A 17,922-nucleotide genomic window follows, 5' to 3' on the forward strand; every position below is an offset into this window, starting at 1 on the left:
TTAGCGTCCTTGTTGATCCGGATTCAGGTGACGGGCCAGCGCCCGCGAACAGGCTGACAGCGTCAGGGTTAACAGCAAATAGAGGGCAGCTACGGTAAACCACACCTCAAAGGTCAGAAACGTATCGGCAACCAGAGTACGCCCTTCGTTGGTCAGATCGAAGATGGCGATCACACTCACCAGCGCCGAATGTTTGATAAGGGAGACCAGCTCGTTGGTGAGCGGCGGCAAGGTGATGCGCACCAGCTGGGGCAGGATCACCTTGCGCAGGGTGATGGCCCGTGACAAGCCAAGCGACCGGGCTGCCTCCCACTGTCCTTTGGGAATGGCCTGTACACCTGCACGCAGCACTTCGGCGGTGAAGGCCCCCTGATAGAGGGAGAGGCTCAACACGGCGCAGGCAAGGGGGGCCAATCCCAGCATGGGGCCCAGCAAGAAATAGAGAATATAAAGTTGCACCAACTGGGGCGTGGTGCGCACCAGCGCCAGATAGGCGATGGCGAGCCAGGGGCCGAGCCTGGAGGGAAGCAGCCGCAGGCTGACCACGCACACCCCGACCGCCAGAGTGCCCAACAGACTGAGCAGCGCCACCTGCAAAGTGACCAGCAGGCCGTTTAGCAAGGGGCCGGCATAAAAGGTTCCTTCATCCCATTCGCCGAGAAAGGGCAACACCCGCGGCCACTGCCACTCATAGCCCATCTGGCGAGCGCCGCTATAGAGCGCCCAGCCCAGTAGCGCAGAGAGCATCACAGTGCCTGACAACCAGCCGAGCAGGCGGGAACGATTGAGCCTAGCCATGATAGCTGAGCACCTGTTCGAGGAAGGCCCGGGTACGCGGGTGACGAGGGGCGCTGAACAGCTGGGCGGGCGGGGCCGACTCGATGATTTTCCCCTCATCCATAAAGAGCACCCGATCCGCCACTTGACGGGCAAAGCCCATCTCGTGAGTGACGCAGATCAGGGTCATCCCCTCGTCAGCCAGCTCGCGGATCACATCGAGCACTTCGCGGATCATCTCGGGGTCGAGGGCGGAGGTGGGCTCGTCAAACAGCATCAGCTCTGGTTGCATGCAGAGGGAGCGGGCGATGGCGACCCGCTGCTGCTGGCCGCCGGAGAGCTGGTGTGGGTACTTGTCGGCCTGTGCCTGAATGCGCACCCGCTCGAGCAGCCCGAGCGCCCGGGCTTTGGCCTCCTGAGGGCGCAACCCCAGGGTATGCACCGGCGCCACCATCAGGTTTTCCAGCACCGTCATATGGGGGAAGAGGTTGAACTGCTGAAACACCATGCCAACCCGACCTTGCAGGCGGCGCAGGTAGGAAGGGGTCACCGGCTCGCCAAACAGGAACAGCTGGCCGTCGTCGATCCCCTCCAGCCCGTTGATGGTGCGGATCAGGGTCGATTTTCCCGAGCCTGACGGGCCACAGATGACCCACTTCTCTCCCCGTTCAATGGTGAGATCGATGTGATGAAGAGCCTGAAAGTCGCCATAGAATTTGTCAACGCCACAAAAGCGCACACAGGGTTGCGAGCTGGTCAAGAAGCGGGTTCCACTTAGAATCATTTACGCCATGGTATTGATTTTATAGGGGGATGACAAAGAAAACCCCCTTGTCAGTATCCTGATGGCTATTCACAATGGCGCCATTTCGTGATGACAGGAGCTTTTAATGCGTATTACATCCTTGCTTGCCGGTTCCCAGGTGCAGCTGTTGATGCCGCCAGCGGTTCGCTATCGCTGCGTCATTTTTCTGCTGTTGCTGGTGAGTTGGGGCGTGGTGGCGGCCTCCTTGTGGGATGGCTGGGGCGCCATGGCGCTGCTCAACTGGGTGGGCGTGGTCTTTGGTGGCATCACCGGGATCATGGTGTCGCTGCCCCGCAGCTGGCAGCCCTGGCGCCTGGCGGAGCTGGGGTGGGACGAACAGCATATCTATCTGCTCAATGGCAACAAGGATGAGGCGCTGGCACTGCCCCGCAGCCAGCTGGTGGCGCTCGAACGGGAGCGGCGAGTGGGTCACGACGGCCAGTGGCTCGACTTCAGCCTCGATTTGCAACTGAGTGAAGAGGAGCTGGCGGCGGCCATGGCCTTGCTGGATCTCAAGGCGGGGGAGCTGCATCTGGTGAGCCCGTCTGTCTATCGCTTCGGCTTTAAACGGGCCTGGCACGGTCGCCGGATGCTGGCACAACGGTTGTCAGATCTGCAATCGGCCTGAGTCGACTATTTTCTCGACAATTCCCGGCAAAGCTCAGATACTGCCAGTGACTCGAATTGATCTTGTCTGCACTGTTAACCCAAGAGATCAATCACTTGACGACAGTGTGGAGAAGGCCACGGCATGAAGCCATGGCAGGTCCGGCATAGGGGTTGTGCCCTTACCGTTATGCTGGGAATTGCATAGAGAAGGCACCTTGAATCGAGAGTGGATGGCATGAAGATTTACGTAGGAAATCTGTCGTACCGGATGACGGCCGACGAACTGAAAACCCTGTTCAGCCAGTTTGGACAGGTCGACAAGGTTGATATCATCATCGACCGCGATACCGGCCAGTCAAAGGGGTTTGGTTTTATTGAAATGCCGGTCAATGGTGATGCCGAAAAGGCCATCGCTGGTCTGCATGGCACTGAAGTCGGTGGCCGTACCATCACCGTCAACCAGGCCAAACCGAAGACAGATGCTCCCCGTGGTCGCCCGCAACAGCGCCACCGCTAAGGTGCCTCGGCAATGAAAAACGGCATGGGTTTCCCCCATGCCGTTTTTGTTTCTGAATGTTTTGCTGTGATCAGGGGACGTCGTAACCGAGCGCCGCCTTGCGGATGCGGAACCACTGCTGGCGATTGAGGACGATGGATTCGGTGGCCACGGCGGCAGCAATCCGCTCTCGTTTGCCGGAGCCAATCAATGGCAGCGGCTGGCTTGGCAGCATCATTACCCAGGCGTAGACCACCTGCTCGATAGTCTGGGCGCCCACTTCCTGACGGATTTGCTCCAGTTCGGCACGCAGCGGGGCATAGGCCTCATCGCTGAACAGTCGGCCGCCGCCGAGACATGACCAGGCCATCGGCTTGATGCCAAGCTGCTGGCACTGATCCAGGGTACCATCGAGGGTCCCTTCCTGATGAAGCGGCGAGATCTCCAGCTGGTTGGTGACCAGCGGGAAGGGGAGGCGCGATTGCAGTAGCTCGAACTGACGGGCGGTGAAGTTGGATACCCCGGCGTGCTTGATCTTGCCCGCCTGTTTCAGGGTGATAAAGGCGTCGGCCACTTCATCTGCGTTCATCAGGGGATCCGGGCGGTGGATCAGCAGCAGGTCCAGATGGTCGGTGCCGAGCTTGCGCAGCGAGGCCTCGGCGCTGGCGATGATATGGTCCTTGCCGGTGTTGTAGTGGTTGAGAGCATGCTCCGGCTTGGCGGTGAGGGCGATACCGCACTTGGTGACGATCTCCATCCGGCTGCGCAGGGAAGGCTCGAGGCGCAGGGCGTGACCAAAGGCCTCTTCGCACTGGTAGCCACCATAGATATCGGCGTGATCGATGGTGGTGACCCCCAGATCCAGATGATATTTCATCAGATCGAGCAGAGCGGCTGGAGAGAGCTGCCACTCCATCAGGCGCCAGTAACCCATGATGAGGCGAGAGAAGGTGGGACCTTGCGGATGCAGGGCGACACGGGATACAGACATGGTTGACTCCTTGAAAAACACGATGCGAAAACGATGTGCAACATAGATGACTGCGGGCATCTTGGCCTCATGTGGCTGGCAAAGCAATAATGGGCAGTGGCATGATTCGAACTTTGGTTCTGATCGCAGAGTAGGAGAGAGAGTTGGATGGAAGGATTTGCCGAGCGCTTGCAGAGCCTGATCGGGGAGATGAGCGTGAGCGCGTTTGCCCGCAAGGTGGGGCTCAGTGAAGCGCTGATCCGCAAATATTTAAAGGGAGCCGAGCCTGGCCTGACGCGGGCCAACCAGATCGCCATGGGGGCCAACTGCTCGCTGGAGTGGCTGGCAACCGGTTGCGGATATCTCTACCGTCAGGCGGAAGTGGTAGACAGGGAGGCGCTGGCAGCGGCGCAGCTACTGCTGGGCGAGCAGCAACCCGGGGTTGGGCTGCCCGATGAGGAGGCACTGGTCACCCTGCTCGCCTATTACCAGTTTTTGCGCACCCACAAGAAAGCGGACGGTTTTCTCGACTTGGCGCTGGCGCGGGAGTTTGGTCGCCATCTGGGGGAAGCGTGATGAGGGGCATATTACCCTTTGGTCGTGTCACGGCCGGTTGATTATTCTGATACGCTCTAAGCAAGATAACTCTCCATGGAATGGGCGATGAGCTACTTGATCCTCGGAAGTGGTGCGCTGGGCTCGGCGCTGGCAAGAGAGCTGATGGCAAGGGGGGAGTCCTTCCTTCTGGCCGGGCGCACCTATCCAAAAGGGATCGAGATGGGGGCTTTCTTCCCGCTGCAAGAGGTGGACGCCATCTCGTTCGACGCCCTGTTTACCCTCTACGATACCGATCCGCTTCCCACTGTGGTAATCAACACCATCGGCCTGTTGCACGATGTCAGCTTTATGCCAGAGCGGCGGGTTGAAGAGGTGCACCCCAAGTGGCTGTGCGACAGCCTGCTGGCCAATGCCTGGCCAACGCTGGCGCTGGCTGCCCGTTTCAGCCGGTTGATGGGCAATGACCATCCGCTGTGGCTCTGTGCCATCTCTGATCTGGCGGGCTCCATCACCTCCAATCTGGAGGGGGGGCGTTACAGCTACCGGATGAGCAAGGCGGCCCTCGACATGGGGGTGAAAACCCTGGCCCTTGAGTGGACGCAGCGTTTCCCGCAAGCAGGGGTGGTGGCCGTTGCGCCCGGCTTGATGGACTCCCCGATGAATACCCCCTTTCTGAGCGAGTTGCCTGCGGAGCAATTGCAGGAGCCTGCCGAGGTGGCGGTGAAACTGCTCAATCTCATCAAGGGGTTATCGTTGACCCAATCGGGTCAGCTACTGGATCTCAACGGTCAGCTGCTGCCTTGGTAAATCCCGCCTGCGGGTTCTATGGACGTCTATTGGCTTCACATTCTGCTCATGCGCCCCTTGCCAAGCGAGGGACGCATGGCTAACGTCACTCTCCTGTTTCAGGAGGGATCTCATGCGCTATATCGATTTACGAAGTGACACCGTCACCCAGCCTACTGACGCCATGCGTCAAGCCATGCTCCACGCCGAAGTCGGTGACGATGTCTATGGTGAAGATCCGTGCGTCAACGCGCTGGAGGCCTTTGGGGCCAGATTGCTGGGCAAACAGGCGGCGCTGTTTGTGCCGTCCGGCACCATGTCCAATCTGTTGGCGGTGATGAGCCACTGTCAGCGCGGTGAGGGGGCCATCCTCGGCAACGCCGCTCACATCTATCGCTATGAAGCGCAGGGGAGTGCCGTGCTGGGCTCCGTAGCCCTGCAACCCTTGCCGATGCAGCGCGATGGCACACTGGCATTCGATGATATCAAGGCCGCGCTGGCCCCTGATGATGCCCACTTCGTCCAGACTCGCCTGATCTGCCTTGAGAACACCCACAACGGCAAGGTGCTGCCGCTCTCCTATCTGCAGGAGATGGGGGCATTCGTTGCCGAGCGCGGCTTGAAGCTTCATCTCGATGGCGCCCGGCTCTTTAACGCCGCCGTGTCCAGCGAGACCCCGGTCGGGGTGATCGCTGCACCGTTTGACAGTATCTCGATTTGTCTCTCCAAGGGGTTGGGGGCACCGGTGGGTTCGCTGCTGGTGGGCAGCCACGATTTCATCGCCCGTGCGCGCCGCCTACGCAAGATGCTGGGGGGCGGCATGCGTCAGGCGGGGATTCTGGCGCAAGCCGGTCTGTTTGCCCTCGAGCAGCATGTGACCCGTCTGGCCGATGATCACCGCCGTGCCAAACGGCTGGCCGAAGGGTTGGCTGCACTGCCGGGCATCGAGCTCGACCTCTCGTTGGTGCAGAGCAATATGGTGTTCCTGCGGCTGCGTGAGGGGGAATCAGCCCCTCTGCTCGCTTTTATGAAGGAGAGGGGGATCCTCTTCTCCGGTTACGGCGAGCTGCGGCTGGTGACCCATCTGCAAATCAACGATGACGATATTGAAGAGGTGATCGACGCCTTCACCGAGTATCTCGGGGCGCGTTGAGACGGCTGGTCAGGTAGAGGTTATACCAAGACCTGTTCATACCGAAATAACAGAGGGCGCCGCGGCGCCCTCTGTTATTTGCTGAAAGCTCAAGCCTGCCGCTGACCGCTCATCAGCATGGCCTCATCGGTGGCATCGTAGATCATCACCGCAATGTGGGTCACCTGACCACCGAAATCGGCCAGTGGCACCAGCGTCAGGTTCTGGAACATGTGGGGGGCCGAGCCGGTAATGGGGCGGTAGTTGGAGAAACGTAGCAGATAGGGCTTCTGCTCCCAGGTGCTGAAGGCGCGGTTGTTGAGCTTGAAGACCATGTTGGCCTTGCGCTCGAACCAGGCTCTGTCCACATCGGGAAAGAGCTCGAACAGCACGCCGTCGCGTACTTCACCGGCCAGTCGGCCGCTGTGGCTCTCCATAAAGCCGTTCCACACCTGAACCTTGTATTCCTTGTCGAGCACCACCAGGCCTACGTCCAGGTTCTGGACTATGTTCATCAGCCAATGAAATTCACGGATTTCCATAGTCACTCCTAGAGCATGTGCATGATTTTGTTGTTCATGGTGGCGATGGAATCTTCGGTAAACAGCAGCAGCAGATCACACTGTACCGCGTAGTCCTGGATCCGGTAGTTGATCTCGATGGCGAGCGTGCGGCGCCAGCGACTCTTGTTGGTGTTGATCAGCTCGTTGATGGGTCTGTGCTGACCGAGTACTACTGGATGACCCTGACTGAAGGGTGTATCGAGCTGGTTGGCGTAGCCACGCAGGAAGGCGCCGATCAGCACGTTGGCGGTATCCATCAGCAGCTCCAGTTCGGCGGTGCGATCCAGCGTTCCCTGATGGTTCATCAGCTTGGCCAAATCTTTGAAGCTGGAGTCATGGAACAGGATCAGCGCTTCACCGGCGATCCCCGCTCCGATAAACCCCTGACAGACGGCGGAGAGGGTATCTGAATCCGCAGCGGCCGAGAGGGCCATATGCAGCTCGGAAACCTCCAGCACGTTGACGTTGGGGATAGGCAGTACCACGAAGGCGTTGAGCAGACGAGCCAGCAAGTCAGCCGCCTGACCCATGGAGACGTTGGCCAGCTCCTGATAGACATCGCGGATTTCGGGGGTGATCTTGACGCCTGCATCGGCTACCACGCCGTTTGGCTGCTGCTCGGGGGCGCTTGGTTGACCGCTCGGGGTGGCACTCCAGAAATCATGCTTTTTGAGCAGGGCGAGCAGGGTCTCGGGGGCGGCAGGTTTCTTGATGAAATCGAGCGCCCCCAGCCCCATGACCCGTTGATAGGCCTCTGGCTGGATATCCCCGGAGACCACGATCACCTTGTTGCGTAGACCCTCCCGTTGGAGGGTCTCCAGCACGCCGTAACCGTCCATCTCCGGCATGGTCAGATCGAGGAAGATGAGATCGCCATGACCCATCAGCACCTGTTCGATCCCTTCGAGACCATTGGCTGCGTAGTGCAAATCGACTTTCCAGTCGGCCGGGAGCGCCCGCGCCAGCTGTTTGCGGGCGAACCCGGAGTCATCACATATCAATACATTCATGGCGTTAGGCAGGCTCTGTTGGCAAGGGATGCTATAAGTGTGGCCCGCTAACGGTCAGATGCAATGGGTGAGGCTATCACCTTGTGAAAATTGGTTGTCCCACTGCCGATTGCGATAGCGTGCTGAGTATTTTTCAACAAATTCAACGAACATCTTAACACGCAACGGAGCGAACTGGTGCTGGCAACACAACATGTAGAAGGGGCGATTGCCGGTTTGCCAGTCGGTCAGTACCGGCACCAGCTGCTCGTCATGGAGGAAGCTGCTCAGATAGTGCAGCGGGGCGTTGACGATCCCCAGATGACGCCGGGCTGCGCGTACCGCGGCCTGGGTCTGGTTGACGGTCAGTTTGGCGCTGCGTTTGATGCAGACGCTCTGGCCATCCTTGTCGGTCAGCTGCCAGTGCTGGTGAGGCCAGCAGTAGATGAGATCGTGTTCTTCCAGCTGGTTGGGGTGGGAGGGAGTGCCCTTCTTGGTCAAATAGAGTGGTGAGGCAAACAGGCCGTACTCGATATGGCCGAGACAGATCGCATTGGGCAGCGACTGGGGTAGCTCACCGTTGAAGAACACCAGATCCCGATCATTGTCGAACAGGTGCTGGTGATCATTGGTCTGGGTGATATCGAACTGTACCTCGGGATAGTGCAGCCCGAATTCGGCCAGCATATCGATGAGGATGGTGTTGGAGAGTGCGATCGGCGCAGCTATCCGGATAAGCCCGGTGATGTCGGCCTCTTGACCCTGGATCTCGCTGGTGGCCTGCTCGATTTGTGCGAGTGGCGTGCAGAGACGTTCGTAGTATCTGAGGCCATCATCGGTAAGGCGGAGCTTGCGGGTAGAGCGATGTAGCAGGGAGCAACCCAGTTGCTCTTCCAGCTGGGAAATGCGTCGACTGATGGTGCCTGTTGGCATGCCCAGTGCGGCTGCAGCGTGGGAGAATCCTCCCTCTTGCACCACCTTGACGAACAGGTAGAACTCTTCGATGTGCTTCATAAACGCTGTTCTGGGTGTAACAAGGGGGCAACCATAAAAAGAGCGTTCCGGGTTGGCAAGGGTAATTCAGCGTTTAATTGATCTGGATTCGATTTCTGTTGATACCAGTTCTCCATCTGCCCGTCATCTCAGTTTCCCCGAGCTGGTGATTATTCCGGCACGATGCCAAATGGTGCTGCGGCAGAGATGTTTGCCATATTCCCTGATTTGTTCCGCGATAACCGCGGGCGAAGGCCGATATTGCAACCTGATGGAAGGGCGCCGGGGTGCTCTGCGTACTCAGCCGGGGTGGTTTGCCATCCACAGCCAATGTGATGCAGATCATATATTCGGGTTTTGCTCATTGCCTGTTGAAAAATGAATTTGGGGTATATCAATTCCGCCTTAGTGAACTATTTTTGTCCGTTTTGGCGTTTTTTTGGCTGTTTATCCATCCGCTTGGTTAATTAATGGAAGCTTTGTGACAGAGAGTGATGACTATTTCCACCATTGATTTAAATGTTAATAACAAATTTATCGCAGCAAATATGCAATTGCTCTTTCAAGGTCTCGAGTGGATAGCTCTTAGTGCTTGTTTTTACTGGGGAAAAAAGTTAAAAATCGACTATATGATTTGCTTGGATTAACAGGGTCCTTGGCTGAGTCCTTTGTAGTATTGCCGTACAGGCTGCCCTGTTGTTGATATCTGAAATAGTTTTGTCCGCTCTTGGCTATGTGAAAAGGGATAATGGCCGAGAGGTATTTGCACCTTGCATTCTGCAGCTAGCGGTTTGCCAGATCTGTTTTCCGGTTAACCAGTGACCATCCAGCATGAATGACCTTGACCAGATGAATACGCTTGACGAACGGTTACTGAAGACGATGGATGTTCTGCATACCCCGATCTGGGTTTATGACATCGAGCATCACCATATTTTCTGGGCAAACAGCGCCGCGCTCTCCGTGTGGGAGGCGACGTCTCTCGACGAACTCTGCTCCCGCGACTTCTCTGCCGATATGGCAACCGCCATCGATCTGCTGCTGCAGCGCTATCTGGGTGATTTTCAGCAGGGGCGCAGTTACAACGAGTGGTGGACCCTCTCCCCAAAGGGGGTCAAGAAGCAGATCTATCTGCGCCTCTCCGGTATTCAACTGGCTGGCCGGCTGATGATGATGACCGAAGCGGTGCTCGACTCCGATACCCTCTATCAGGAGTCCTCGCTGGCAACCGGCGATACCCTTGCCTGCCTGTTCGATAGCCATGGTGTGTTCGAGAGTGGCAACTATCACTTCGAAATGTGTTTCGGCCACCAGATCGCCAAGCTCTCCCAGGTTTTCTCCGGCAATGATGACAGCTTCTACCAGAAGCTCTCCCGTCTCGATGAAGTGGTGACCGAGGGGGAGTGCCGCACCCTCAAGGGGATGCGCTGGTTCCAGTATCAGTTCCGCTATATCCAGCAGGGGGCCCGCATTCTGCTCACCATGCGCGATATTACCGATCGCAAACTCGAGGAGCTGGAGCATCGCCACCTCGCCTGGCACGACTCCCTGACCGGCCTGCTCAATCGCTATGGCTTGATGAAATCCCTTGAGGCCTATTGCGGGCTGGGGGAGCGTTTCGCGTTGGTGTTCATGGATCTGGACAACTTCAAGCTGGTCAACGACAACTACGGCCACAAGGCGGGAGATCGCTTGCTGGAGCGGGTCGCCGGTCGCCTCAAACAGATTTGCCCGCGGGATGTGGAGCTGGCTCGCCTCGGTGGCGATGAGTTCACAGCACTGGTGCCGCTGGGCAATCAGGGGGATCGGGCGCAAGAGGTGGCCGATCAGATGCTCTCCCAGATGACCAAGCCGCTGCAACTGAGCGGGCTGCCGGAGGTGACCATTGGCGGCAGTATCGGTATCGCCATCTATCCCGATGATGCGGATGACGGTGACAACCTCATCACCCGTGCCGACATGGCCATGTATCAGGCCAAGCAGATGGGGCGGCTGCGCTGGCAGCGTTTCACCCCCAGCATGCAACAGACCCTGCAGCGCAAGCTCAATCTCAAACAGTTTCTGGCCAAGGCCATCGGCCGCCAGGAGCTGAGCCTCTGTTACCAGCCGCAGGTCGATGCCGCCAAACGGCGTCTGATCGGTTACGAGGCCCTGCTGCGTTGGTACAACCCGGTGCTCGGCCATGTGTCGCCGGTGGAGTTTATCCCGCTGGCCGAAGAGATGGGGCTGATCCGCGAGATCGGCAGCTGGGTGCTCTCCACCGCGCTGGCACAGGTCGCCAGCTGGCAGAAGCGCTTCCATCAGCGGGTGCCGGTCTCCGTCAACCTCTCCGGTTTCCAGCTCTCGTCGGCGCTGCCCGGGCAAGTTCGCCAGCAGCTGGAGCTGCACGGGGTGGATGCCTCCCTGTTGACGCTGGAGCTGACCGAAACCGTGCTGATGCTCGATATGAAGGGGTGCCTCGGCATTCTCGACGATTTGAGCGAACAGGGGATCAAGATTGCCATCGATGATTTCGGTACCGGCTACTCCTCGCTGGCCTATCTCAACCGGTTGCCGATCAACAACATCAAGCTGGATCGCTCCTTCGTGGTCGGCCTCAACTTGCCGGTGATCCGGGCGACTGCAGCCATGGCCACCAATTTGGGGTTGGGGATCATGGCGGAAGGGGTAGAGGAGCCTCACGAGCTGGCCGCCCTGCAGACCCAGGGGTGCCATGTGTTCCAGGGATATCTGTTCAGCAAGCCGCTGACTGTGGCGCAAGTCGAGGCGAGCGGTTTCGTGGTGGAGTGCCAGGTTGGGCGTTATCCACTGCTAGATGCCGTGATGGCAGAGTAACAAGTGTGCGTTAGGCCACAACTTGGGATTTTATTCCGCAGTATTTAATCAGAATTAATCATTCTTTTGCGATCGGTCATGAGACGGATTGACTGGAATTGCTAGCATGCGACCTCGTTTCTAGGGAAAGGAGTATCGCAATAATGAGTCATGCTGCTGTCAATGACCGTCCGGCCAGCCCTCCCAAAGGTTGGCTGAACCGTTTCCTCAATGGCGTCGAGAAAGCCGGGAACAAATTACCCGACCCCGCCATGCTGTTCCTCTACGCCTTGCTGATCGTCTGGGTCGGCTCCTGGGTGTTGTCACAATTCCAGTTTGATCTGGTCAACCCCCGTACCGGGGAAGCGGTAGTGGTCAACAACCTGCTGACCGGTGCCGGTCTGGCCGAGTTTCTCTCCACTATGGTGACCACTTTCACCGGCTTTGCCCCGCTGGGGATCGTGCTGGTGGCCATGCTCGGGGTCGGGGTGGCCGAGCAGTCCGGTTTTATCAATACCGGTCTGAAAAAGTTGCTGAAAGTGACGCCTGCCCGTTTTCTCACTCCCATGCTGATCCTGGTAGCGATCGTCAGCCACACCGCCGCAGATGCGGGTTATGTGCTGGTGATCCCCATCGGTGGCATCATCTTCCACGCTGCCGGACGCCATCCGCTGGCGGGGATCGCCGCTGCCTTTGCTGGCGTTTCCGGCGGTTTTGCCGCCAACTTCCTGCCCTCCGGCGGGGATGCGCTGCTGCAGGGCTTTACCCAGTCCGCCGCTCAGTTGCTCGATCCTGACTACATGGTCAACACCCTGTGCAACATCATCTTTACCGGTGCCTCTTCGCTGCTGATCATCTGTGTCGGCTGGTTCATCACCGAAAAGGTGGTGGAGCCGCGCCTCAAGCATGTGGCGCTCAACGAGGATCTGGAGAGTGCCGATGAGATGGGGCGCTACAGCGCGCAAGAGAGTCGAGCCTTCAACTGGGCCGGGTTTGCCATGCTGGCGGCTATCGTGCTGCTGGCGCTGGCGCTCTCCCCGAGCGATTCACCGCTGCGTGCTGCTGATGGCTCCCTGACCACCTTCGCTGCACCCGTGATGAAGTCCATAGTGCCGCTCATCTTCCTGCTCTTTATCCTGCCCGGGATTGTCTACGGCTTTGTCGCAGGTAGCTTCAAGAGTGGCAAGGATGTGATCGATGCCATGTCGGCCACCATGAACAAGATGGGCTCCTACATGGTGATGGCCTTCTTCTGCGCGCTCTTTATCAAGGCGTTTGGCGACTCCAATCTGGGCACCCTGCTGGCCCTCTCCGGTGCCGAAGTGCTCCATGCGCTGGCGCTGCCCGGTGAAGTGACCATCGTCGGGATGATCCTGCTCACCGCCACCGTCAATCTGGTAGTCGGCTCGGCCTCCGCCAAGTGGGCGCTGATCAGCCCGATCCTGGTACCCATGTTGATGGCGGTGGGGATCTCCCCCGAGCTGACCCAGGCGGCCTATCGGGTAGGGGATTCCGCCTCCAACATCATCACCCCGCTGATGGTCTTCTTCCCGCTGGTGGTGGTCTATTGCCAGCAGTATGTTAAGAGCACCGGGATCGGTACTCTGGTCTCCATGATGCTGCCCTACTCACTGGCCTTCCTGGTAAGCTGGACGATTTTCCTGCTGCTCTACTGGGCGCTCGGCTTCCCGCTCGGGTTGCAAGCCCCTTACGTCTATCCGGCCCCTTAAGCTGGGTGTGCGAGGGAGCCTTGGGCTCCCTCGTTTTTTTCGCTATGGTGTTACCTCATTTTGGAGGTGCCATGAATCAGACCATCGATCTTATCCTTTCCCATCGCTCCATTCGTCAGTTCACTGCCGAGCCGATCGCCCCGCAGCAGCTGGATGCCATCCTCGCCGCCGCCCAGTCCGCCTCAACCTCGAGCTTTTTGCAGGTGACCAGTATTGTGCGAGTCTGCGAGCCCGAGGCGCGTCAGCAGTTGGCCATGCTGGCGGGCAATCAACCCTATGTGGCGGAGGCGGCCGAGTTTCTGGTGTTCTGCGCCGATTACCACCGCCACACCCAGATCGTGCCCGAGGCCCAGATCGGCTATGCGGAGCAGTTGCTGATCGGAGCCATCGACGGCGCTCTGATGGCGCAAAACGCCTTGCTGGCGGCGCAGTCGCTGGGGCTGGGCGGGGTCTATATCGGCGGCATTCGCAACCATCCGGCCGAGGTGAGCGAACTGCTCGGCTTGCCCCATCAGGTGATCCCGCTGTTTGGCCTCTGCCTTGGTCATCCTGCCCAGCAGCCGGAGCAGAAACCCCGTCTGCCCAGGGGATTGGTGGTGCATCAGGAGCGCTACCAGCACGAGCTGGATCGCGGCCTGCTGGCCCGGTACGATCAGCAGATCGCGGACTACTATCAAGCCCGCAGCAGCAACAACAAGCAGCAGACTTGGAGCGGCCAGATCCGCGCCATTCTGGGCAAGGAGTCCCGCCCTTTCATGCTGGGATTCCTGCAATCGCGGGGCTTTAACCTCAAGTAATGGCGCTGATGGGCGATACTATGGGGAGGTGACCGTCATGGTCATCATCCCCTGATCCTGCAATTTCTCCCTGAGACCGGGGGCACAGCTTGGTGACAAATCGTGGGCAAGGGGGGATCTGCAGGCTACCTTAAGTGGGTAAGCTGTTGTAGGATCACGCAATTGGATAGGAACAGGGGTTTGGACATCCTATGATTTTAACTTTGGTATTGCTGTCTATTGGCGCACTCCTGTTTTTGGTTATCGCCTATAACGTGGTGCAGCAATATAAGCAGAAGGCAGAGGCGGACAAGCGTCACGCCGTTGCCAGACACAAGACGGTGGCCGACGAGACCGAAGAGGTGCTGCTGAACGTCAATCTGGTGCCTTTCTCCAAGAACATGGTGTTGCTGTTGCAGCACCGGATCCTCGATGCCTATCGCGCTATCGCCCAGGTGATGCCGAACAATCAGATCAAGCAGCGTATCGTTGATGTGCAGACCCAGATCAAGAATGTGCAGGAGAACTACAGCGTGCAGGATGAGGGTCAGTTCAAGACCCCGGAGTCCGATCGTCAGGCGATCCAGATGCTGCAGCTGGTCAAGAAGATGCGGGCCGTGCTGCGGGTCGAGCACAACAAGGGCAAGATTGACCCTCAGGGGTTTGCCCAAGAAGAGCGCCGCCTTGAGCTGATGCAGCTCAAGATCAACATCTCCAATCTGGTCAAGCGGGCGATGGATGCTCGCATTCAGGGCCAATATGGCACTTGCCGCCAGCTCTATACCAAGGGACTCTCTGCCATGGCGAGCGTGGGCGACAAGGATCCCTATCTGCTGGCCCGTGAAGAAGATATGCGTCAGGGGCTCAAGGAGCTTGAAGAGCTGCAGCAGCAAAACAGCGCGCAGGATCTGCAAAACATCAAGGACAAGGAAGCCGATGAGCTCGATGTCCTGTTTCAACCCAAGAAGAAATGGTAAGCATGTCCCACCCACTCGATTCCACACTGGGGCCAATGGCCCCATTTGTTTCTCAGCTGTTGGCCGAACTGGCCGCCACTGGCGTCACAATTTCCCGGCCAACGGTCGATCACCTCTGTTATCGGGCGGCTACCCTGCAGGAGTACCGCGCGCTATGTGCTGTGCTGGCTGAGGCGGGCACCTTGCTGGTGGAGGGGATGATTGGCGGACGTCCCATCGCCACTTATCAGTTGCATCAGCCGCTGCTGGCTGGTGAGGTACAGGTACCCTGTATCGAGCTGGCTGCACCGAAACCGGGGCGCGTCCATCAGGCGGGGCTGGAACATATCGAGCTGGTGGTTACTTCACTGCAAGATCTGGTAGCGCGCTATCCCGAGTTGCCATTCAAAACTGGCAACATGCAGGATACCCGCAACCCCGATATTGGCCTGATGTTGCCTTCCGGCCAGATCAAGTTTCATCTGCGCCCGCTGGCTGAGGTGATCGCCGAAGAGGTGGCGACCGACGCTGTGGTCGCGGTGCCTGCGGATTATTTCGATCAGGAGTGATCCTGTGCTCAATGCGGTGCGAGCCTGACAGGCTCTTGAATAACGCAGCAAAAGGGGTCACCAGTGTGACCCCTTTTGCTATCTGGTGACGCTTGGTGGCGAGAGCGCTATCTGCTCGTGGGTGACCCTGTTTGCGCTGAGCCCGTTACCCGTGTCGGTGGGGTTGCTGGGCGGGCAGTAGCGATCGGCTTCGCTGCTTGAGACGGCCGAGCCAGAGACTCAAGCCCGCCGTCAGGATGAGGACCAGTTCAATCCCCATGACCAGACCGCCCAGCTCACCCTGCTCCCAGAAGGGGTGCAGGTAAAGTCCCCCCAGACTGGCTCCCAGATAGTAGGCCACCAGATAGAGGGAGGAGGCGAGGGCGCGGTTGTGTTCGACATGATGACCGACCCAGGCGCTGGCGCAGGCGTGTGCCAGGAAAAAGCCGAAGCTGGAGATCAGCAAGCCACTCAGGATCCCGGGCAGGCTTCCTTGCAGCAGCCACAGACTGCCGAGGGCCATCAGGGCGATCCCGACCAGCAGCATGCGTTGTGCCCCCCAGCGGTTGGCAAAGCGGCCACTCAGAGAAGAGGCTACAGTCCCCGAGAGATAGGTGAGAAAAAGCATGCCGAGCCACTGGGTGGGCAGGGAGAAAGGGGGCTTGGCCAGCAAGAAGGTGAGATAACTGAACTGGTTCAGAAACACCATAAAGTTGAGCCCGCCGATAAGGTAAGCCCCTACCAGCAAGGGATTGGTCAGGTGTTGTTGCAAGGCGCGGGCAAATTGGCCGCGAACGGGGGCGCTCGCCACAAAGCGGGTCTGATGGGGCAGCAGCCAGAAGACCAGCGGCAGCAGTAACAGGCTGATTACACCGATCCCCAGAAAGGTATGCTGCCAGTCGCCAAACCAGCCCGCCAACAGACCGCCGACCACTCGACCGGCAATGCCACCGAGAGAGTTGGCGGCAATATAGACCCCCACCGCCGAGAGCAGCGCCCGTTTGCTGAACTCTTCCCCCATATAGGCAATCGCGGTCGCGGGCAGTCCTGCCAGCAGCGCGCCCTGCAGGATGCGTAGCAGCAGCAGGGTGCCAAACTGCTCAACCAGCGGGATTAACAGTGAGAGCAGGACCGCCAGGGTGAGGGTACCCAGCATGACCTGCCGACGGCCATGGCGATCCGCCAGTCTGGCGCAGATCAGCAGGGAGGCGGCGAGGCCTGCAGTGCATCCTGCCAGGGTCCAGCTGGCCGAGAGGGAGTTGACCGAGAAGACCTCGGCAATCAGGGGTAACAGGGGATGGGTCTGGTAGAGGTTCAGAAACACCAGAAAAGAGCCCAGGCTGAGGGCCAGGGTTGCACGTATCCACTCGCGACTTCCAACTTCAATCATTGCGTATTGTCCTGACTACTTTTGGTCAGGGTAGAGTCCTTGCGGTTATAAATATAATATATTTAAGTTATCTATCCCATAAGATGAATTGATACATGGATCTGAAACAGCTCACCTATCTGCTGGCGGTCAGGGATGCCGGCTCATTTACCAAGGCAGCTAACAGTCTGCATGTGGCACAACCGGCCATCAGCATGGCCATCGCCAAGCTGGAGCAGCAGCTCGAATTGCGGCTGTTTGATCGACAGGACCGGGCGGTACGGCTCACCCCTGAGGGAGAGGTGCTCTGTCGCCATGCCGAGCGTCTGTTGCTGCAGATGCATCAGGCCGAGGCCGAGATGGCCGAGCTCAAGGGGCTGGAGCGGGGGGAAGTGCGGATCGGGATCCCCTACATGATGGGCTCCTACTATTTCCCCCCTCGTCTGATGGCCTTCAAGCACCGCTACCCCGGCCTCAAGATCCGGGTCGAAGAGGCCGGTACCCGCGAGCTGCTCAGCCGGATGGTGGATGGCTCCCTCGATCTGGCCATTCTCATCACTAGTGATCTCCCCCCTGCCATCGAGGGGGCACATCTGCTGAGCGAAGAGATGTTGATGGTGGTGGGGGACGATCACCCCTTGCGAGGCAAACCGGCCGTCACCCTCTCGCAGTTTTTCGCTCAGGAGCTGGCGCTGTTTCGCCGTGGTTTTTACCACCGGGAGCATATGGAGGCGCTGGCCCAGAGCTTGGGCGTTGAACCCGATATCGCCTTCGAGAGCAATCTTATCCCTCTGCTCAAGGCGGTGGTGCGGCAAGGTTTTGCGGTGACCACCTTCTTGCGGATGGTGCTGGAAGAGGAGCCGGATCTGAGTGGCGTGCCCTTCGACCCGCCCATCTACCTCGACCTCTGTGTGGCGTGGCGGCGTGGCGATCCGCTCTCCATGGCCAATCGTGCCTTGCGTGATTTTCTACTCAAGGAGCGTCCGGCCTGATGGCGGCGGGTCATTGCTGAAAGTTTGTTACTATTAACGGTGGGTTCGCTTGAGGGCTA

At 58.7% G+C, this 17,922-nt stretch carries 18 protein-coding genes; 11 read left to right on the forward strand and 7 right to left on the reverse strand.

From position 1 onward, the window contains the following. Together AB5Y99_RS07655 and AB5Y99_RS07660 are read right to left on the reverse strand one after the other, a co-directional pair. Positions 1-798 (reverse strand): amino acid ABC transporter permease, encoded by a 798-nt coding sequence (locus tag AB5Y99_RS07655; RefSeq protein WP_368209284.1) that lies wholly within the window; start codon positions 796-798, stop codon positions 1-3. Further along, positions 791-1,561: an amino acid ABC transporter ATP-binding protein gene (locus AB5Y99_RS07660; protein WP_193859405.1), complete on the reverse strand. Its 771-nt coding sequence runs from the start codon at positions 1,559-1,561 to the stop codon at positions 791-793. The genes AB5Y99_RS07655 and AB5Y99_RS07660 overlap by 8 nt, the downstream gene beginning before the upstream one ends. A 106-nt stretch (positions 1,562-1,667) precedes the next feature. On the opposite strand from AB5Y99_RS07660, the gene AB5Y99_RS07665 reads away from it, so the two are divergent. Both AB5Y99_RS07665 and AB5Y99_RS07670 read left to right on the forward strand, forming a co-directional pair. Then, on the forward strand, positions 1,668-2,210 hold the full coding sequence (locus tag AB5Y99_RS07665) for a hypothetical protein (RefSeq protein WP_064340009.1): 543 nt from the start codon (positions 1,668-1,670) through the stop codon (positions 2,208-2,210). A 216-nt stretch (positions 2,211-2,426) separates the two neighbouring features. After that, positions 2,427-2,708: an RNA-binding protein gene (locus AB5Y99_RS07670; protein ID WP_005337180.1), complete on the forward strand. Its 282-nt coding sequence runs from the start codon at positions 2,427-2,429 to the stop codon at positions 2,706-2,708. A gap of 70 nt (positions 2,709-2,778) precedes the next feature. On the opposite strand, the gene AB5Y99_RS07675 is transcribed toward AB5Y99_RS07670, so the two are convergent. Next, positions 2,779-3,678 carry an aldo/keto reductase family oxidoreductase gene (locus AB5Y99_RS07675; protein ID WP_368209286.1) on the reverse strand — a complete coding sequence of 300 codons (900 nt, stop codon included), beginning with the start codon at positions 3,676-3,678 and terminating at the stop codon, positions 2,779-2,781. A 147-nt stretch (positions 3,679-3,825) separates the two neighbouring features. Here AB5Y99_RS07675 and AB5Y99_RS07680 point away from each other — a divergent pair, with 147 nt between their 5' ends. From AB5Y99_RS07680 to ltaE, 3 genes are all read left to right on the forward strand, one after another. Further along, a complete protein-coding gene (locus AB5Y99_RS07680; RefSeq protein ID WP_139734170.1) occupies positions 3,826-4,233 on the forward strand; it encodes a helix-turn-helix transcriptional regulator in 408 nt (135 codons plus the stop codon). A gap of 87 nt (positions 4,234-4,320) precedes the next feature. Further along, complete coding sequence (locus AB5Y99_RS07685; RefSeq protein WP_368209289.1) at positions 4,321-5,022, forward strand: short-chain dehydrogenase; 702 nt, start codon at positions 4,321-4,323, stop codon at positions 5,020-5,022. Between the two features lie 112 nt (positions 5,023-5,134). Beyond that, entirely contained in the window at positions 5,135-6,154 is a 1,020-nt protein-coding gene (gene ltaE / locus AB5Y99_RS07690) for a low-specificity L-threonine aldolase (protein WP_368209291.1), read from the forward strand. Between the two features lie 89 nt (positions 6,155-6,243). Here the strand turns inward: ltaE and AB5Y99_RS07695 are convergent, their stop codons facing one another. From AB5Y99_RS07695 to AB5Y99_RS07705, 3 genes are read right to left on the reverse strand one after another with little or no spacing between them, the layout of a single operon-like run. Beyond that, positions 6,244-6,675, reverse strand: coding sequence for a PAS domain-containing protein (locus AB5Y99_RS07695; protein WP_005346525.1), 432 nt, complete (start codon positions 6,673-6,675; stop codon positions 6,244-6,246). Positions 6,676-6,683: 8 nt separating this feature from the next. Next, a complete protein-coding gene (locus AB5Y99_RS07700; RefSeq protein ID WP_043823589.1) occupies positions 6,684-7,706 on the reverse strand; it encodes a response regulator in 1,023 nt (340 codons plus the stop codon). A gap of 54 nt (positions 7,707-7,760) precedes the next feature. Then, positions 7,761-8,699 carry a LysR family transcriptional regulator gene (locus AB5Y99_RS07705; RefSeq protein WP_005337171.1) on the reverse strand — a complete coding sequence of 313 codons (939 nt, stop codon included), beginning with the start codon at positions 8,697-8,699 and terminating at the stop codon, positions 7,761-7,763. 861 nt (positions 8,700-9,560) lie between these two features. Between AB5Y99_RS07705 and AB5Y99_RS07710 the strand changes: the two genes are divergently transcribed. From AB5Y99_RS07710 to AB5Y99_RS07730, 5 genes are all read left to right on the forward strand, one after another. After that, positions 9,561-11,513, forward strand: coding sequence for a bifunctional diguanylate cyclase/phosphodiesterase (locus AB5Y99_RS07710; protein ID WP_013723827.1), 1,953 nt, complete (start codon positions 9,561-9,563; stop codon positions 11,511-11,513). Between the two features lie 143 nt (positions 11,514-11,656). Further along, positions 11,657-13,222 (forward strand): AbgT family transporter, encoded by a 1,566-nt coding sequence (locus AB5Y99_RS07715; RefSeq protein ID WP_005346513.1) that lies wholly within the window; start codon positions 11,657-11,659, stop codon positions 13,220-13,222. A gap of 71 nt (positions 13,223-13,293) precedes the next feature. Further along, positions 13,294-14,019, forward strand: a complete 726-nt coding sequence (gene nfsA / locus AB5Y99_RS07720) for an oxygen-insensitive NADPH nitroreductase (protein WP_128816191.1) — start codon at positions 13,294-13,296, stop codon at positions 14,017-14,019. A gap of 191 nt (positions 14,020-14,210) precedes the next feature. Then, complete coding sequence (locus AB5Y99_RS07725; protein ID WP_005337161.1) at positions 14,211-14,975, forward strand: hypothetical protein; 765 nt, start codon at positions 14,211-14,213, stop codon at positions 14,973-14,975. Next, a complete protein-coding gene (locus tag AB5Y99_RS07730) occupies positions 14,969-15,523 on the forward strand; it encodes a VOC family protein (RefSeq protein WP_201953151.1) in 555 nt (184 codons plus the stop codon). The genes AB5Y99_RS07725 and AB5Y99_RS07730 overlap by 7 nt, the downstream gene beginning before the upstream one ends. A 145-nt stretch (positions 15,524-15,668) precedes the next feature. Here the strand turns inward: AB5Y99_RS07730 and AB5Y99_RS07735 are convergent, their stop codons facing one another. Beyond that, positions 15,669-16,892 (reverse strand): MFS transporter, encoded by a 1,224-nt coding sequence (locus AB5Y99_RS07735; RefSeq protein WP_368209294.1) that lies wholly within the window; start codon positions 16,890-16,892, stop codon positions 15,669-15,671. Positions 16,893-16,987: 95 nt separating this feature from the next. Here AB5Y99_RS07735 and AB5Y99_RS07740 point away from each other — a divergent pair, with 95 nt between their 5' ends. Then, positions 16,988-17,863, forward strand: a complete 876-nt coding sequence (locus AB5Y99_RS07740; protein WP_100653945.1) for a LysR family transcriptional regulator — start codon at positions 16,988-16,990, stop codon at positions 17,861-17,863. Positions 17,864-17,922: the final 59 nt, after the last annotated feature.

Source organism: Aeromonas sp. R4-2, assembly GCF_040908295.1.
In the GTDB taxonomy this organism is placed as follows: domain Bacteria; phylum Pseudomonadota; class Gammaproteobacteria; order Enterobacterales; family Aeromonadaceae; genus Aeromonas; species Aeromonas veronii.

Excerpts from the sequence above, each read along its gene's own strand:
- AB5Y99_RS07655 (WP_368209284.1), bottom strand. The coding sequence starts at position 798 with ATGGCTAGGCTCAATCGTTCCCGCCTGCTCGGCTGGTTGTCAGGCACT.
- AB5Y99_RS07660 (WP_193859405.1), bottom strand. The coding sequence starts at position 1,561 with ATGATTCTAAGTGGAACCCGCTTCTTGACCAGCTCGCAACCCTGTGTG.
- AB5Y99_RS07665 (WP_064340009.1), top strand. The coding sequence starts at position 1,668 with ATGCGTATTACATCCTTGCTTGCCGGTTCCCAGGTGCAGCTGTTGATG.
- AB5Y99_RS07670 (WP_005337180.1), top strand. The coding sequence starts at position 2,427 with ATGAAGATTTACGTAGGAAATCTGTCGTACCGGATGACGGCCGACGAA.
- AB5Y99_RS07675 (WP_368209286.1), bottom strand. The coding sequence starts at position 3,678 with ATGTCTGTATCCCGTGTCGCCCTGCATCCGCAAGGTCCCACCTTCTCT.
- AB5Y99_RS07680 (WP_139734170.1), top strand. The coding sequence starts at position 3,826 with ATGGAAGGATTTGCCGAGCGCTTGCAGAGCCTGATCGGGGAGATGAGC.
- AB5Y99_RS07685 (WP_368209289.1), top strand. The coding sequence starts at position 4,321 with ATGAGCTACTTGATCCTCGGAAGTGGTGCGCTGGGCTCGGCGCTGGCA.
- ltaE (WP_368209291.1), top strand. The coding sequence starts at position 5,135 with ATGCGCTATATCGATTTACGAAGTGACACCGTCACCCAGCCTACTGAC.
- AB5Y99_RS07695 (WP_005346525.1), bottom strand. The coding sequence starts at position 6,675 with ATGGAAATCCGTGAATTTCATTGGCTGATGAACATAGTCCAGAACCTG.
- AB5Y99_RS07700 (WP_043823589.1), bottom strand. The coding sequence starts at position 7,706 with ATGAATGTATTGATATGTGATGACTCCGGGTTCGCCCGCAAACAGCTG.
- AB5Y99_RS07705 (WP_005337171.1), bottom strand. The coding sequence starts at position 8,699 with ATGAAGCACATCGAAGAGTTCTACCTGTTCGTCAAGGTGGTGCAAGAG.
- AB5Y99_RS07710 (WP_013723827.1), top strand. The coding sequence starts at position 9,561 with ATGGATGTTCTGCATACCCCGATCTGGGTTTATGACATCGAGCATCAC.
- AB5Y99_RS07715 (WP_005346513.1), top strand. The coding sequence starts at position 11,657 with ATGAGTCATGCTGCTGTCAATGACCGTCCGGCCAGCCCTCCCAAAGGT.
- nfsA (WP_128816191.1), top strand. The coding sequence starts at position 13,294 with ATGAATCAGACCATCGATCTTATCCTTTCCCATCGCTCCATTCGTCAG.
- AB5Y99_RS07725 (WP_005337161.1), top strand. The coding sequence starts at position 14,211 with ATGATTTTAACTTTGGTATTGCTGTCTATTGGCGCACTCCTGTTTTTG.
- AB5Y99_RS07730 (WP_201953151.1), top strand. The coding sequence starts at position 14,969 with ATGGTAAGCATGTCCCACCCACTCGATTCCACACTGGGGCCAATGGCC.
- AB5Y99_RS07735 (WP_368209294.1), bottom strand. The coding sequence starts at position 16,892 with ATGATTGAAGTTGGAAGTCGCGAGTGGATACGTGCAACCCTGGCCCTC.
- AB5Y99_RS07740 (WP_100653945.1), top strand. The coding sequence starts at position 16,988 with ATGGATCTGAAACAGCTCACCTATCTGCTGGCGGTCAGGGATGCCGGC.